This window comes from Streptomyces sp. NPDC056160, assembly GCF_042268205.1.
Classification (GTDB): Bacteria; Actinomycetota; Actinomycetes; order Streptomycetales; family Streptomycetaceae; genus Streptomyces.
The window spans coordinates 1-14,983 of record NZ_JBHJUW010000045.1 but is presented as its reverse complement, the minus strand read 5'-3'; the positions used below and the strand labels follow the sequence as shown (position 1 = coordinate 14,983).

General features: G+C 73.7%; 11 protein-coding genes. 6 read left to right on the top strand and 5 right to left on the bottom strand.

All coding sequences use genetic code 11. The annotated features are described in order from the left end of the window. Positions 1 to 213: 213 nt before the first annotated feature. The 5 genes from ACFC02_RS18570 (at position 214) to ACFC02_RS18550 (ending at position 4,994) form a co-directional block, all read left to right on the top strand. Positions 214 to 1,062: an oxidoreductase gene (locus tag ACFC02_RS18570; RefSeq protein ID WP_376357904.1), complete on the top strand. Its 849-nt coding sequence runs from the start codon at positions 214 to 216 to the stop codon at positions 1,060 to 1,062. Then, positions 1,062 to 1,676 (top strand): TetR/AcrR family transcriptional regulator, encoded by a 615-nt coding sequence (locus ACFC02_RS18565; RefSeq protein ID WP_376357901.1) that lies wholly within the window; start codon positions 1,062 to 1,064, stop codon positions 1,674 to 1,676. The genes ACFC02_RS18570 and ACFC02_RS18565 overlap by 1 nt, the downstream gene beginning before the upstream one ends. Before the next feature lie 137 nt (positions 1,677 to 1,813). After that, entirely contained in the window at positions 1,814 to 3,574 is a 1,761-nt protein-coding gene (locus ACFC02_RS18560; RefSeq protein WP_376357899.1) for an amidase family protein, read from the top strand. Between the two features lie 303 nt (positions 3,575 to 3,877). Beyond that, positions 3,878 to 4,576 (top strand): DUF4097 domain-containing protein, encoded by a 699-nt coding sequence (locus ACFC02_RS18555; RefSeq protein ID WP_376357897.1) that lies wholly within the window; start codon positions 3,878 to 3,880, stop codon positions 4,574 to 4,576. An 82-nt stretch (positions 4,577 to 4,658) separates the two neighbouring features. Beyond that, positions 4,659 to 4,994 (top strand): hypothetical protein, encoded by a 336-nt coding sequence (locus ACFC02_RS18550; protein ID WP_376357894.1) that lies wholly within the window; start codon positions 4,659 to 4,661, stop codon positions 4,992 to 4,994. 18 nt (positions 4,995 to 5,012) lie between these two features. Here ACFC02_RS18550 and ACFC02_RS18545 read toward each other — a convergent pair whose 3' ends face one another. Then, positions 5,013 to 5,846, bottom strand: a complete 834-nt coding sequence (locus ACFC02_RS18545) for a helix-turn-helix transcriptional regulator (protein ID WP_376357891.1) — start codon at positions 5,844 to 5,846, stop codon at positions 5,013 to 5,015. A gap of 103 nt (positions 5,847 to 5,949) precedes the next feature. On the opposite strand from ACFC02_RS18545, the gene ACFC02_RS18540 reads away from it, so the two are divergent. Continuing rightward, positions 5,950 to 7,167, top strand: a complete 1,218-nt coding sequence (locus ACFC02_RS18540; protein ID WP_376357888.1) for an MFS transporter — start codon at positions 5,950 to 5,952, stop codon at positions 7,165 to 7,167. A 134-nt stretch (positions 7,168 to 7,301) separates the two neighbouring features. Here the strand turns inward: ACFC02_RS18540 and ACFC02_RS18535 are convergent, their stop codons facing one another. The 4 genes from ACFC02_RS18535 to ACFC02_RS18520 form a co-directional block, all read right to left on the bottom strand. Beyond that, positions 7,302 to 9,434, bottom strand: coding sequence for an FG-GAP-like repeat-containing protein (locus ACFC02_RS18535; protein ID WP_376357885.1), 2,133 nt, complete (start codon positions 9,432 to 9,434; stop codon positions 7,302 to 7,304). A gap of 148 nt (positions 9,435 to 9,582) precedes the next feature. Continuing rightward, positions 9,583 to 9,729 carry a hypothetical protein gene (locus ACFC02_RS18530; protein WP_376357882.1) on the bottom strand — a complete coding sequence of 49 codons (147 nt, stop codon included), beginning with the start codon at positions 9,727 to 9,729 and terminating at the stop codon, positions 9,583 to 9,585. 567 nt (positions 9,730 to 10,296) lie between these two features. After that, complete coding sequence (locus ACFC02_RS18525; RefSeq protein ID WP_376357880.1) at positions 10,297 to 11,685, bottom strand: lanthionine synthetase C family protein; 1,389 nt, start codon at positions 11,683 to 11,685, stop codon at positions 10,297 to 10,299. Further along, positions 11,682 to 14,786: a lantibiotic dehydratase gene (locus tag ACFC02_RS18520; protein WP_376357877.1), complete on the bottom strand. Its 3,105-nt coding sequence runs from the start codon at positions 14,784 to 14,786 to the stop codon at positions 11,682 to 11,684. The genes ACFC02_RS18525 and ACFC02_RS18520 overlap by 4 nt, the downstream gene beginning before the upstream one ends. Positions 14,787 to 14,983 lie beyond the last annotated feature (197 nt).

Genomic DNA, 14,983 nt, shown 5'->3' with positions numbered 1-14,983 from the left:
GATCCGGTTGGGACACGAACGCCGAACACCATAGCGCAATGACTCATCCAGGGCGCCGACCGGCGTGGAGCGGTCGACGGGGCTGCGGCGCCGTGGGGCCCGCGGGCCCGCGGGGCCGCCAGAACCTACACGGCGACGGTAAAAATCGACGTTGTGTAGAGTTTTTTCCAAGGGGGGCGCTCCAGCTCCCTTCGAGTACTCCCTGGAGGAGCAGTGCAGAAGCAGAACTGGCTCATCACCGGCGTCAGCACGGGCCTCGGACGTGCCTTCGCCGAGGCCGCCCTGGCCGCAGGTCACACCGTCGTCGGCACCGTCCGCTCCGAAGAGGACCTGCGGGCCTTCGAAGAACTCAGGCCCGGTGACGCGCACGGCCGCATCCTGGACGTGACCGACGGTGACGCCGTCTCGCATGTGGTCGCGGAGGTGGAGCGGAGCGTCGGCCCCCTGGACGTCGTCGTCGCCAACGCCGGCTACGGCCTGGAGGGCACCTTCGAGGAAACCCCGCTGGCCGAGGTGCGGCGGCAGTTCGAGGTCAACGTGTTCGGGGCGGTGGCCACCCTCCAGGCGGCGCTGCCCCACATGCGCCGGCGCCGCCGCGGACACCTGATGGCCGTCACCTCCATGGGCGGGCTCATGGCCGTGCCCGGCATGTCCGCCTACTGCGGCAGCAAGTTCGCCCTGGAGGGCATCCTGGAGGCGCTGGGCAAGGAGGTCGCACAGTTCGGGATCCACGTGACGGCGATCGAGCCCGGCTCCTTCCGCACCGACTGGGCCGGACGGTCCATGACACGTGCCGCGCGGTCCGTCGACGACTACGACGAGCTGTTCGCCCCCATCCGCGCAGCGCGGCAGAAGGCCAGCGGGAACCAGCTGGGCGATCCGGCCAAGGCCGGGGACGCCGTCGTGCACATCGCGTCGGTCGACCAGCCGCCGGCCCACCTCGTCCTGGGCTCGGACGCGCTGCGGCTGGTCACCGCCGCACGCACGGCCGTGGACGAGGACATCCGCGCGTGGGAGACGCTCTCCCGTACGACCGACTTCCCCGAGGGGGCCCAGCTCTGATGCCGGGCCACCACCCCGCGCGGAGCCGTCGCGCCGCCGAACGCAAGGGCGATGTCCGGGAGCGGGCCATCCTGGACACCTGCGAAGCCCTGCTGGCGCAGAAGGGCTACGACGCCATGACCGTAGGCGACCTCGCCCAGGGCGCCGGCATCACGCGCGGCGCCCTGTACTTCTACTTCGGTTCCAAGCAGGAAGTGGTCACGGCGCTCGTGGCCCGGACCGTCGAGCACCTGTGGGAGCGGTCCCGGGCCACCGCGCAGGCCGACGAGCCGCGCCAGGCCATCGCAGAGGCGATGCGGCGCACGGTCGAGCTGTGGAACGAGCACGGCCTGGTCATGCGTACGGCGATCGACCTGTCGTTGACCGTGCCGGAGATCGGTGAGTTGTGGAGTCATACGGCTGACTTGTTCATCACGGCCATCACCGCCGTCCTGGAACGAGCCGGCGTGCGGGCCGGCACCGGAGCGGAGCAAGCTCCGGCGATGGCACGCGCCCTGTGCTGGATGATCGAGCGGACCTTCTACCACGCCTCGCAAGTCTCCCGCGAGGAGCTGCAAAAGGCATCTTCGACCTGCGAACACATCTGGCTGACCAGCGCCGGTCTGACCGCCTGACGCATCTGGCACGGACGGTGAAGTCCAGGAACCGAGCTGGGACTTCCAGCCGTTCGCCGCTCCGCGATCGACCGAAAGCAGCGTGCGGGCGGAGGCGGGCTTGCGGGGAGTGAGGCGCCTGTAGTGGGCTGTCGGGCATGAGAAGGAGAAGCATCGCGGCGCTGGCCGCGGCCCTGACGATGGCGCCCCTCCTGGCGGCGGGCGCGCAGGGACAGCGGGCGGAAGCCGCCGAACCGGGCGGCGGCGCCGCACCGCCCTCCCTGGACGCACCGCCGGCCCTCGCCGCCTCGCTGTTCCACGAAGCCCCGCCCTCCGCCGACGCACCGTCACCCGGCCAGGCCCCACGCGTCGAGGGAGTCGATCTCGACACGGTGACCATCCCCGAATTACAGGTACGCATGCGGCACGGGTCGTTGACCTCGACGGCGTTGACCCGGGCGTACCTGCGCCGGATCAAGGCCGTCGATCCGAAGATCGACGCCGTACTGCGGACCAGCCCGACGGCCCTGCGGCAGGCGGCTGCCAGCGACGTGCGGCACCGCCGGGGCACAACCCGCGGGCCGCTCGACGGCATCCCCGTCCTGCTCAAGGACAACGTGAACACCCGCGACATGCCGACCACGGCGGGCTCGCTCGCGCTGGCCGGGAAGCCGCCGGGCGCGGACGCGGTCCTCGTCCAGAGGCTGCGGGCGGCGGGCGCGGTGATCCTCGGCAAGACCAACATGTCCGAGTGGGCCAACTTCCGTGCGGCGAAACCCACGTCGGGCTGGTCGGCAGTGGGCGGCCAGACCCACAACCCCTACGTTCTGGACCGCAACCCCTGCGGCTCGTCCTCGGGGTCGGCCGCCGCCCTCGCCGCGTCGCTGGCCCAGGTGGCGATCGGCACCGAGACGGACGGCTCCATCGTGTGCCCGGCCGGGATGAACGGGGTGGTCGGTCACAAGCCGAGCCTCGGCCTGGTCAGCCAGAAGGGCGTCGTCCCGATCTCCGCGGAGCAGGACACGGCGGGCCCCATGGCCCGCAACGTCACCGACGTCGCGCTCACCCTCTCCGTGCTCTCCGGGCTCTCCGGGAATTCACGTCCCTCCGGGATTTCCGCACCCTCAGGGACTTCCGGACCCTCCGGCCGCGACACCGCCCCTGCCGCGCGCACCGCGGACGCCGCCCGCCTCACGGACGCGGCACTGCGTCCCGCCGCGCTGCGCGGCAAGCGGATCGGTCTGTGGCGGCTGCCCTCGCTCGGCGCGGACGTGGACGCCCTGATGACCCGGACGGCGGCGCGGCTGCGCGCCGCGGGTGCGCAGGTCGTCGAGGTGACCCCGCCTTACCAGGACCGCCTCGCCGAACTCGAGTTCCCGGCGCTGCTGAGCGAGTTCCACCGGGACGTCGACGCCTACCTCGCCACCCGCCAGGGACCGCGGGACCTGGCCGGGCTGATCGATTTCAACCGTACGCACGCGGCAGAGCGGACCTGTTTCGCGGGCCAGGAACTCTTCGAGCAGGCGCTGGCCGCGCCGGCGACCACGGACCCGGGGTACCGGGCCATGCGTGCCGAACTGAAGGACCTCTCCCGGCGTTCCATCGACGAGACCCTGGCCGCCCACCACCTGGACGCGATCGCGTCCCCGACGAACCCGCCCGCGTGGACGACCGACTGCGCGCGCGGTGACAACGACGTGATCCCGTCCTCCACGCCGGCCGCCGTCGCCGGCTACCCGTCCCTGTCCGTGCCTGCCGGGTTCGTGGGCGAACTGCCGGTCGGCCTGCTCCTGATGAGCGGTGATCACCGGGACGCCGAACTGCTGTCGCTGGGGGCGGCCGTGGAGCACCGCCTGGACGCCCGCCGGGCGCCCCGCTACCTGCCCACGTCCCCGCCCGCCGTCTCCCGCTCCCACTGAGCCGCGCCCGCCGAGGCCGCGCCCGGTCACCGACACCGGGCGTCGGCCACGGCGCGGCCCCCGCCGCACACGGAACCAGTCCGGGCACGCGTATACCCTGCCGCCCCCGACTCGGGGGTTTTCCCCATGGCAGGCGGCTCCGTCGCTGCGTAGGATCGCGGGGACCGATCACCGGCCATCGGTCCCCGGTCACCGACCCCTGGGCACCGTTGGCCGGTCACGGGCACTGATCATCGATCCGATTCGCTCCGTACGGGGGATTCCATGCGACGCCGACCGGCTTACGCCGTCACAGCAGTGGCCTTGGCCGCGACAGCGGCCGGCGGGCTCTCCGCCTGCTCGGTCATCGAACAGAAGAGTTTCGAGGACGATGCCAAGGTGTCCCAGAAGGTCACCTCGGTCCGTCTCGACACCAGCGACGGAACGGTCGAGGTGGGCACTTCGGCGGACGTCTCCGCCGTCTCGGTGCACCGCAAGGTCAGCTACCGGGGCGACAAACCGGGCGGCACGTCCTTCCGGGTCGACAACGGCGTCCTGACCCTGTCCAGCTGCGGCAAGAACTGCGGCATCGACTACGCCGTGACCGTGCCCGCCGGGCTCCCGGTGAGCGGGGGCACGTCCAACGGCGGCGTCACCCTCACCGGCGTGGGCGCGATCGACGTGCACACGAGCAACGGCCGGATCACGGTGGACGGCGCGACCGGACCGGTGAAGCTGCGCACGTCCAACGGCGGCGTCCGCGTCAAGGACGTCAAGGGAGGCGGCATCGACACGCAGACCTCCAACGGCGAGGTGTCGATCGGGACGGCCACCCCGCAGAACATCAAGGCCCGTACGACGAACGGCGGCCTCGTCGTCACCGTGCCGGCCGCCAAGTACCAGGTCTCGGCGGACAGTTCCAACGGCCATCGGGAAGTGGCGTTCGAGAACGACCCTTCGGGAACGTACCGCCTCGACCTGTCGACGACCAACGGCGACCTGACGGTGAAGCGGGCAGGTTAGCCGGTCCCGGGGGGCGGACCGAGCCTCTGGAAATCCTCAAGTGGCTTGCCGCGGGGCGTGTGCGACCGGCACGGTGATGCGCATGGCAGCACTCGCGGGACTGAACAAGAAGCACGACTACGTGCTGGTCATCCGGGACGCCGACGTGGTCGCGGCGGCCCTGCGGCAGGCGCTGGCCGAGGCGTCCGCCGAGGAGCGCCCGGGCCTGGAACGAGCCGCAGCGCTCGTCCGGTCCACCGCCGCCGCCACCGAGAGCGCGCTGCGCGCCGACTGGGTGCGCTCCCGGCTGGCCGAGGCCGGCTTCACCGGCGACCTCGCGTCCATGGCCGCGCTGAAGGCGCTGCGGCGGGCGGAGCCGCAGCTGAGCCTGGTCGCGGCGGTGCGTCTGCAGAAGGAGGCCCTGGGGCACCCGGAGTGAACAGGGCCCGCCCCCGGACTACAGCAGGGCCTCCTGCGGGGAGTCGGCGACCAGGCGGGCCAGCGCGCGCTCGTCCGTCTCGGAGGCGGGCATGAACACCACCAGATGCTGGTCGGGCGCCTCCGCCACGTCCAGCTTGGTGTAGTTCAGGTCGAGCCGCCCGGCCGCCGGGTGGCTGAAGCGTTTCATGGTCGGCCTGAACGCCCGCACGGGATGCTCGGACCACAGGGCGCGGAACTGGCTGCTCGACCTGGTCAGGGTGTCGATGAGCGCGGTGGTCCGCGGATCGTCGGGGTGCTGGCCGACGGCGATGCGGAACTGGCCGAGGATGTCGCGCACCTCGTGCTGCCAGTCGACCAGCAGCGACTGCATCTGCGGGCGGGTGAACAGCAGCCAGATGCTGTTGCGTTCCTCCTGCGGCAGCTGCTCGAGGCCGCCCACCAGGGAGGCGTAGGCCCGGTTGGCGGCCAGCACGTCCCAGCAGTCGTTGATGACGTGCGCCGGGTTCGGGTCGAGGGTCTCCACCAGCTTGCGCAGGGTCGGGTTCACCGCCGCCGGCCGCGCCGGCTCGGTGGGCAGCGCCGTCTCCGCCAGGGTGAACAGGTGCCGCCGCTCGGCCGGGGTCAGCTGGAGCGTCTGGGCGAGGGCTTCGAGGACCTGCCGGCTCACCCGGATGTCCCGGCCCTGCTCCAGCCACGTGTACCAGGTCAGGCTCACCCCGGAGAGCTGGGCGACCTCCTCGCGGCGCAGTCCCGGGGTGCGGCGCCGCGGTCCCGGGCTCAGTCCGAGCCGCTCGGGGGAGAGCGACTCCCGCCGGGACCTGAGGAACGCCGCCAGAAGCTCTCGCTGCATGCCGGCCATCCAAGCATCCCCTTCCGGGCCATGTCCTGGTGGTCATTACACCAGCATGATTGGCCCTCTGTACCCCCTTCGCGCGAAGCCGCACTCTTCTTGTGTGACCACCAAATCGACCACCACGGGAACGAACAGCCCCGCCGCGGCGCAGCCGGCCGCACCCGCCTGGGGAAGGCCCGTCGCCGTCCTCGCCCTCGGCTCCTTCGCCATGGGCACGGACTCCTTCGTCCTGGCCGGCATCCTGCCCCAGATCGCCGGCGGCCTGCACGTCTCCACCGGCGAGGCCGGGCAGACCATCACCGCGTTCGCCCTGACCTACGGCCTGGCGGCGCCCTTCCTGGCCGTACTGACCAGCCGGCTGCCCCGCAAGCCCCTGCTCGCCGTCGCGCTCGCCCTGTTCGTCCTCGCCAACCTCGCCTCCGCCGCCGCCCCGAACCTGCCGCTGCTGCTGGTGGCGCGGGTCGTCGCGGGCCTGGGAGCGGCCCTGTACACGCCCAACGCCTCCGCCGCGGCGGCGGCGCTCGCCGGGCCCGCGGCGCGCGGACGCGCCCTCTCGGTGATCCTCGGCGGCCTGACCGTCGGCACCGTCTTCGGTGTGCCCGTCGGCACGGCCATCGGCCAGCACGTGTCCTGGGAGGCCAGCCTCGTCTTCGTCGCCGGCGTCGGCGCGCTCGCGCTGCTCGGTGTGCTGCTGGTGCTGCCCGGTCTGCCGATCCCGCCGTCCATCCCGCTCGCGCAGCGGTTCGCCGTCCTGGCCAACCGCCGGGTCGTGGTGATGGTCGTCTTCATGCTCCTGGCCAGCGGCGCCAGCATCATGGTCTACACCTACACCGCGACCGTGCTCGCCCAGATCGCTGGCATCCACGGCACCGCACTCGCGGCCGCGCTGCTCGCCTGGGGCTTCGGCGGCATCTTCGGTTCCTTCGGCAGCGGCTTCCTCACCGACCGGCTGGGCGCGGCCCGCACCCTCACCTGCGCCGTCGCCCTGCTCATCGTCACGCTCGCCCTGCTGACGGTGTGCACCTCGCTGGTGCCCGTCATCATCGTCATGGCGCTCAACGGCGCCGCGGGCTGGGCCGTGGCCACCCCGAACAACCACCGGCTGACCGAGCTGGTGCCGACGCTGCCCAGTGTCGTCATCTCCTTCAACTCCTCCGGCATCTACCTCGGCCAGGCCCTCGGAGCGGCCCTCGGCGGCATCCTCGTCGACCACGACATCACCGCACGCGCCCTGTGCCTGACCGGCGTCGGCATCGCCGTGGTGGCCGGCGTCGTGCACGCCCTGATCCCCCGCCCGGCCACCGAACCCGGCAACTGACGCCCCCGGGCGGGCATACGACACCAGGGCCTCTTGCCACTCGCCGGACTCGATGTCCGCGAGCTGTCAAGAGGCCCTGGTGTCATGCGGCGGGCCGGCCGGCGGGCAGGGCGCCCGCCGGCCGACAGCCGTTGCTAGGAAGGGCTGTTGTAGCGCTCGATCATGTGGGCGCGGCTGAAGGTCCAGTTGCCCTTCGCCGCCGACCAGCTGCCGGCCGGGGCGTTGAGGGTGCCGTCGGCCTTCGCGGTCCAGGTGATGGTCTTCACGCTGCCGTCGGAGTAGCCGTAGAACGTGGCCAGGTCGTCACGGCCGTCTCCGTTGAAGTCACCGGTCACGAGCTGCATGTTCTCGCGGTAGTAGTTGCCGGCCGGGGTGGTCCACAGCTCCGTGCGGTTGCCGAACACACCGTTGGGGCCGCTGGGGGAGAACCCGATCAGCTTGTCGCTGCCGTCGGCGTAGTCGTACCAGGCGGCGACGTTGTCACGGCCGTCGCCGTCGAAGTCGCCGGAGACGAGGGTGGCGCGGGCGAACTCCCAGCCGGTGGGCGAGTTCCAGCCGGCCACCGGATCCGCGAAGCCGCCGTCGGGCTTGGCCGGGAAGGTGAAGAGCTTGACCTCGCCGGTGGCGTAGCCGTAGAGCGCGGCGAGGTCGTCGCGGCCGTCGCCGTTGTAGTCACCGGTGGTGAACTTCATGTGGGTGACGTCCCAGTTGCCGCTGGCGCGGTCGAAGGAGGTGAAGGGGCTGGCGAAGCCGCCGTCGGGCCGGGCGAGGAAGGTGTGCAGCGTGTCGTGGCCGTCGGCGTAGTCGTACCAGACGGAGACGTCGTCGCGGCCGTCACCGTTGAAGTCGCCCGCGTTCACGGTCATCCGCGAGAACGTCCAGCCGGTGGCGGCGCTCCAGGAGCGCTGCGGGCCGGAGAAGGTGCCGTCGCCCTTGCCGAGCCAGGTGATCAGGGCGACCTCGCCCGTGGAGTAGCCGTAGAAGGTGGCCACGTCCGCGATGCCGTCGCCGTTGAAGTCACCGGTGAAGCGCTTCATGTTCTCGGCGTAGTAGTTGCCCGCTGCGGTGGACCAGCCCTCGGCCGGGCTGTTGAAGCCGCCGTCCGCCTTCGCCGGGAAGGTGTGCACCGTGTCGTGACCGTCGGCGTAGTCGTACCAGTCGGCCATGTCGCTGCGGCCGTCGCCGTTGTAGTCGTGACGGACCGTCGTGCCCGCGGCCCACTGCGCCTCGCCCTTGGCGTTGCGCAGGACGAGGTTGCCGCGGTCCTGGAGGACGAGCGAGCCGCCGGCGGCACTGGTGCCGGTGTGCCACAGGACGGTGGTCCCGTCGCTGTCGACCACGGCCAGGTCGCCGTTCGCGTCCAGCCGCGCACGGGCGCCCGGGTGGCCGCCGGTCTTCGTCGACCACCGGGTCTGGCCCGAGTCGGAGGCGACGACCAGGTTGCCGTCGTCCTGCATGGTCAGACGTGCGGAGTTGGACGTCAGGGTGTCCCCGGGCAGCAGGACGCCGCCGGAGGCGAGGACGTTGCCGCGGGCCACGTCGTCCAGGCGGGTGGAGACGGCGCCGTTGCGGGTCTCGGCCGGGTCGGTGCCGAAGCAACCCCCCTGCCAGGACTGGCTGCTGACGGCGACCAGTTCCGTCTTCCCGTCCTTCTGGCGTACGACGGGGCCGCCCGCGTCACCGGCGCAGACGGCGTCCGCAGCGGTCTTGCCGTGCAGGGCGAGCGTGCCGCCGTTCACCGAGTCGACGCTGAAGGTCCCGGTGTGCAGCTTGAGCGGCGCCCACTCGTCCTTGGTCCGGCCGAACCCGGCCACCGTGACCTCGTCACCGGCGGCCGGCGGCGTCGAGGCGAGCGCCACCGGGGTGATGCCGGTGGCGGGCGAGGAGAGCCGCGCCAGGACCAGGTCGCGGTCGCTGCGCGGAACCAGCTCGACGACCTCACGGACCTGACCGGCGGCGCTCGTCAGGTCCGTGCGGCCTATGGTGGCCGTCGTCTTCAACTTCGGCTTGCCCGCGGGCACCTGGGCGGCACCGTCGTCGGCGAAGCAGTGCGCGGACGCGGCCAGCCACTGCGGGGCCACCAGCGCCGCCGAGCACGCACGTTGCCCGTCGCCGATGTCCAGGCGCGCGGCGAAGGCGAACCCGTTGTCGGTGACGGCGGGGCCGGTGACGGCGTGTGCCTCCGACACGGTCAGGCAGCCGGCCGCGAGGACCGCGGCGGCCAGCAGGCCGGCGCTCCTCGCGGAGGTTGAGCGGGGTCTTGACACGATGAACCTCTCCCGTTGGGGTCGCAGTGCGCGGGCGGCCCGGCCAGGGCACCGGAGCAGGCTGGTGGGACCGGCCGCGCGAGAAGGCGGATGACGACGGCGGACCTGCCCTGAAGCACCTCGGCGGGGCTCAACGCAGGCGCATGTGTCAGCCGGTGGCGCTGAGTTCGGCGAGGTCGGGGCGCCGCCCGGAGCCGCGGGCATCGCCGGCGGCCCGGCCGGTGGCCTTCGGACACTCCGTCAGAACGCAGGTGGAGCCGGGCAGCAGCGCCCCAGAGGCACGACCTGTCGCCATGTGATTCCTTTCTCGGATCCGAGAGGGAGCGGAGTGCGGACACCGCGAGACGCAAGGGCCTCGCCGGGCGAAAGTAAAGCACATGGGGAAATCCCGTGAAGGTGACTCAACCCCTTTCACCAGCGAAGACATGACCGTACGGTTCCCCGCGCCGCGACCTGCGCACCGCAGGGAGCACACCGGCCGGGCCGGCACCGCCGAACCTGCGCTCCGCATGCATGGCCGGCCGCGCGCCGGGAAAGGACGGACCGAATACACGAGCAGGAGAAGGACCCCGGTGCGCTGGTGTCCTCGCAGGAGATCGTTCGCTGCACCGGGCGGGGCCGTTGCGCGCAGCGGTCGGCTCAGTGACGCCCTGGTCCGCGATGTCCCGCTCACCCCCGCAGGGCCGGCGCGCCCGCTGACGGGAAGACGCCCGGCGCGTGGGGCCGCCCGGACCGGGGCTCCGGCACGGGGTGGCCGTACTCCGCCCGGTCTCCGTGCGGCGGGCCGGCGACGACCGCACCCACTGCCGCACGGTCGGCAGCCCGCGTGCCGGACGGGCTCGGGCCCGAGGGCCGCCGCAGGTCAGCTCATCAGCAGTGCCGCGTCCCAGCCGGGCGGGTCGGCGGGGCGAGGCGGCTCGGCGTAGGAGGCCAGGGCGAGGGCGACGCCGGTGGCGCCGTCGAGCAGGGCGCAACTGTCCAGGTGCGTCAGGGGCGTGGTGCCCTGGACGGGACGCCGGTAGCCGAAGGCGGCGTCGGGAGAGTAGGCGGCCAGGAGCGCCTCGGCCAGGCGGTCGGCGCCGTTCCACAGGGCCGGGTCGTCGGTCGCGGCGGCCATCAGCGTGGTGGCGTGCAGGATGCCGGCCAGTCCGTGGCACAGGCCGGGGTCCTGGTCGGCGGCGAGTTCCTCGGGTGACCTGCGCAGCAGGCCCCGTAGCGCGCGTGCCGCCGTCCGGGTCACGGCCGGGTCGGCGAGGGCCCGGCCGGCCAGGTGCAGGGCCCCGGCGACGCCGGAGGTGCCGTAGCACCAGCCGGGCCGGATCCGGGCGGGGTGCGCGGGCCCGGCGGCGGGGGCAGGTGGCCGTCCGGCTCGGCCGGCGGTCTGCTCCTCGTAGGAGATCCGTCCCGGCCACGCCGGTTCGCCCTCGGGGCCGCGGTGGGTGTGCTGGGCGAGCCAGTCGACCACGCGCCGGATCGCGTCCGCGTCACCCGGCACTCCGTACCCGGCCAGTCTGGCCAGGGACAGCAGCGTCAGGGGGCCGCAGATGCCGTGTGCCGCACCAGTGTTGAAATCCCCGCGGGGGAAGGTCTCCCGGTCGCGCGGCACCAGGTAGTGCTCCGGGGCGCACCACCAGCCGGGGACCGTTATGCCGTCCACCTCGGCCGGCCGGGTCAGTTCGACCAGGCGGGTCAGGACGCCGGCCAGGACATGGGAGGCCCGGGCATGGCCGGTGGCGGCGGACAGGAGCAGGATCCGGCCGTGCCGGGACAGCCCGGTGATCGCGTCGTAGTGGTGGTACGCCGGTCCGCCGGGTCGTCGGTCGACGGGTGCCCGCAGCCGGGACGTGCGCGAGGCGAGGGCCGCGGTGTGCGCGTCCATGGCCTGGGCGGGCAGCTTTCCGCCCGCACCCGTGTGCCGCAGGTACAGCAGGGCGGGCAGGACGAGGTCGCCCGCCGAGGCGGCCCCGGCGCCCGGGCAGGCCGTGGCCGCCGCCACGAGGTGGGCGCGGGCGGCCACGAGCGCGGCCGGGTCGTGCCGGGCGCAGCGCAGTTGCAGCAGGGCGACCCCGCTGTGACCGAGGAGGACCGAGGAGCCCTGCCAGGCGGGGAGCATCAGGTCCGCGGGCAGCGCGGCGAGACCCGCGCGGGTGCGGGCCGCGGCGTGGAGGGGGTCGCTCAGGGCGCGGGCGACCCGGTGCGCGGTGTCGAGTGCCGCTTCCCCGAGGTGGCGGCTGGGGCGGGACGGTGTCATCGGCCGTGCCGGGTCCGGTCGAGGCGCAGGCGCAGTCCTTCGCGGGCCGTGGCGTGTGCGAGCAGGTCCGCGTCGCGGTCGGTGCCGAGGAGGCGGTTGCAGTGCAGGTGGGCCAGGCTGAGGGCGACGGACGCCCGGCTCTCGGGGGCGAGCGCCGCCCGCAGTGCGGCGGAACGGCCGCTCCACGGCGTCGGCGCGTGCGGGGTACCGGTCGGCGTGAGGGCGGATGCCACGGCCTCCTTGCGGGTCCGGGAGACGCCGGAGCGGCGGGCGAGGATCTCCGGGCCGCTCAGCCAGTCCAGTGCCTCCTGCGGGGTGCCCAGGGAGGTGAGGATGTGGAGGATGCCCGGGGCGGCGTCGGATCCGGCGTCCGCCGTGGCGAGTTGGCCGAGTACGGCCGCGCTGTCCGCCGCGAAGACCCGCTCCGCCTCCGTGAGGGCGCGCGGACCGCCGTAGCGTTCGGTCTCGGGGTCGTACGTGTCGAGGACGAGGCGGTCCATGAGCCCGGCCTCGCGCAGGCTCCCGGCCCAGGTGCGCAGCGCAGGCAGGAAGGCCGGCCACAGGCCTTGAGGTGTGCCGTGGACCCGCAGGCGCAGGTGCGGGTCCGGGTCGGCGTAGCGGAGGAAGAACCACCGGTCGGCGCCGGCCTCGTCGAGCAGGTCCGGTCGCAGCAGCGCGGGCAGGTGCCGGGTGAGGGCGTGTCGCTGGAGGGCGAAAGGCACGTACAGCTTGGCGTACAGCCATTCCCCGTCCGGCAGTTCGGCGCGCCGCCCGGCCGGGGGGTGCGGGAAGCGGCGGGTGGGCGGCGGGGCGGATGACGTCGTCGCGGGACGGGGCTGCGGACGGGGCGGGCGGGCGAACAGCGGCAGGGTCAGCTCGGCCGCGTGCGCTCCGCTCGGGCCCTGGAGCCAGCGGCAGCCGTCGGGGCCGCCGTACCACTCGGTCATCGGCGCCGGTGCGGGCCGCCGCAGCTCCTCGTGCAGCAGGAGCAGGTGCAGCGGGTCGTCGAGGTCCACGGTCAGGCGGTGGTCGGCGCGGGTGAGCCGCAGGTGGCGGGGGACGCGCCACTGCTCGCGCCAGCGGGCGACCTCGCGGTGCCAGCGGACGCCGGTGCCCTCGTCGCGGCGGGCGCTCTCGCGCAGCGCCCGGTCCGGCAGCCAGCGCGCCGGGCACAGCACGGTCCGTCCGTGGCGGACGCGCGGCAGGGCCGGAGCCTGCGCCCAGGGACCCCAGTCCCAGGGGGCGCACCAGCCGCGACCCTCGTGGCCGAGGTCCAGCAGGAAGCGGGCCGTGGCGGGTACGTGGCCGGAGGCAGGGTTGAGCATCGAGTACGAGACCGGCCGTACGAGGGTGCCGGTCGGCGTGTGGACCAGGCGGAGGCGGTCGCCGTCGGCGTACACGGCCAGATCCTCCAGCCGCAGGTCGGTGACGTGGGCCGCGGCCGGGCCGACGCCGAGGGGGATACGGTGCGGCAGCCACTGGGGTACGGCGGTGACGTTGCCGGAACGTACGACACGGGGGCGGTAGGCCACGACCGCCGGTGTCTCGGGCACGGGCTCCTGGGAGCTGGTCGTCGCCTCGCCGCGCAGGACGGTGTGCCGGACGGCCGGCTCCCCGTCGCCCAGGGCGGGGACGAAGCGGCCGGAGGTGGCGCCGGCCCGGGGGGAGCCCAGATGGGCGCCGAGCACGAGCGCGAACCGGCCCGCGCACAGTTCGTCCCATCCGGTGGCCGCGATCTCGGCGCCCAACTCCATGGAGGGCGGCGGCTGGTGGGGCCGGTCGGGGGCGAGGGCGGTGACAGTGGCGTCGTCGAGCAGGATGTCGTCGGACTCGGAGCGGGCGGCTCCCAGCAGGAGTTCACCGAGAAGTCCGTCCCGCGCGGTTCCGTTCCGGTCGCCCCCGTCGCGGGCGGCCGGTTGGGGAATCTCGGTGCCCGCGCCCGTCCGGTAGGCGGCGGGCAGGCCGAGTCCGCGTGCCTCGACGAGGAGTTCGCGCACCGGCACGGCCCGGTCGGTGCCGTACAGCTCCAGGAAATCCCGGTGGTAGGGGCGCAGAGCGGCCATGCCGGGCGGGTTGCGGGTGAGCCGCCACAGGGGGGTCGCCGCACGTTCGGCCTCCTCTCCCACCACGGTCGGCAGCACGAGCCGCGCGTCGAAGGCGAGGTCGCGCTGGATCAGGTGGCCGGACGGTGCCAGTGCGCGCATGCGGTCGGTCACCTCGGCCGCCCGCGCGCCGTGTTCGGTGAGCGGCGCGGTGTCCAGTGCGCGCAGCGCGGTACGCACACCGGCCAGGGCCTCGGCGTGGGGGTGGCCGGATCCGTCGAGCCGTTCCACGAGGTGGTCGAGCGGGGTGAGGCAGTCGGGCGGCGGAACCAGGTCGCAGAGCAGGAAACGCCCCGCCACGAGCCGGCCGAGGACCTGGCCGATCTCCTCGCGTGTGGCCCCCGGGAAGTCTTCGTGGAGCCGCCGCACGAGGGCGGGGAAGGCGAGGGGCGCGGCGGCGAGGTGCAGGGCGCTGCCGACGAGCCGGGTGTGGCGCGCGGAGTGGGCGCGGCGCCGGGTGCCGTCCGCGTCGTGGTGGTCGACGAGGACGACCCGGCCGTCGCGGACGACGTGCAGGGGGTTGGTGACCAGCCGCGACCGGGCGACGGGGCCGGGGGAGTCGAGCAGGCCGTCCAGGACGGTGTCGAGCCAGGTGGCGTCGGGCCGGCTGACGGCGTGGTGCGCGGTGCCGACCGCCTGGTGGGGGGCCGGTCCGAGGGAGGCGGGTGCCACACCGGCGAACAGGCCGAAAGGCGTGGGGCGATGGGTCATGCGCAGGTGGTACTTGAGTGCGGAGAGCAGGGTCCGCCGCAGCTTGCGGGGCGCGACCGCCTCCCGTGTGGCACTCTTCGCCAGGTCGCCGGCGAGGCTCGGGCTGGCCAGCCGGACCGCCGCGGCGAACAGCGGATCGCCGGCCAGCCGTGCGAGCCGCGTGCGCAGAGCGGCGGGGTCGTCGAGGTCTCCGCAGGCGGTCCCCGCGCGGTGCGGGGGCGGGAGCGGGAGCGCCGCGGCCCGCAGCAGGATGCCGCTCCCGGCCTCGAACACGGTGATGTGGCCCATGGGTGGGGTCTGCCTCCATCCTGGTCGGGGGAGAACCGCCGAACCGGCGGGAGGGGTGGGCACCGGTGCCGGCGCCCACCCCCCATCGGGCTCTTCGCGTGGTTCAGCAGCGGTAGTACGTGGGCGGGCAGAGCAGGCAGGTGCCCGTGCCGGTGGAGGTCGCGGGCTGCGGGCCGGGCCCGGCCTGCGGGCCGGGC

Bases quoted from the DNA above. Each gene is read 5' to 3' on its own strand.
- ACFC02_RS18520 (WP_376357877.1), bottom strand. From the start codon at position 14,786: ATGGGCCACATCACCGTGTTCGAGGCCGGGAGCGGCATCCTGCTGCGG.
- ACFC02_RS18530 (WP_376357882.1), bottom strand. From the start codon at position 9,729: ATGGCGACAGGTCGTGCCTCTGGGGCGCTGCTGCCCGGCTCCACCTGC.
- ACFC02_RS18565 (WP_376357901.1), top strand. From the start codon at position 1,062: ATGCCGGGCCACCACCCCGCGCGGAGCCGTCGCGCCGCCGAACGCAAG.
- ACFC02_RS18550 (WP_376357894.1), top strand. From the start codon at position 4,659: ATGGCAGCACTCGCGGGACTGAACAAGAAGCACGACTACGTGCTGGTC.
- ACFC02_RS18560 (WP_376357899.1), top strand. From the start codon at position 1,814: ATGAGAAGGAGAAGCATCGCGGCGCTGGCCGCGGCCCTGACGATGGCG.
- ACFC02_RS18525 (WP_376357880.1), bottom strand. From the start codon at position 11,685: ATGACACCGTCCCGCCCCAGCCGCCACCTCGGGGAAGCGGCACTCGAC.
- ACFC02_RS18545 (WP_376357891.1), bottom strand. From the start codon at position 5,846: ATGCAGCGAGAGCTTCTGGCGGCGTTCCTCAGGTCCCGGCGGGAGTCG.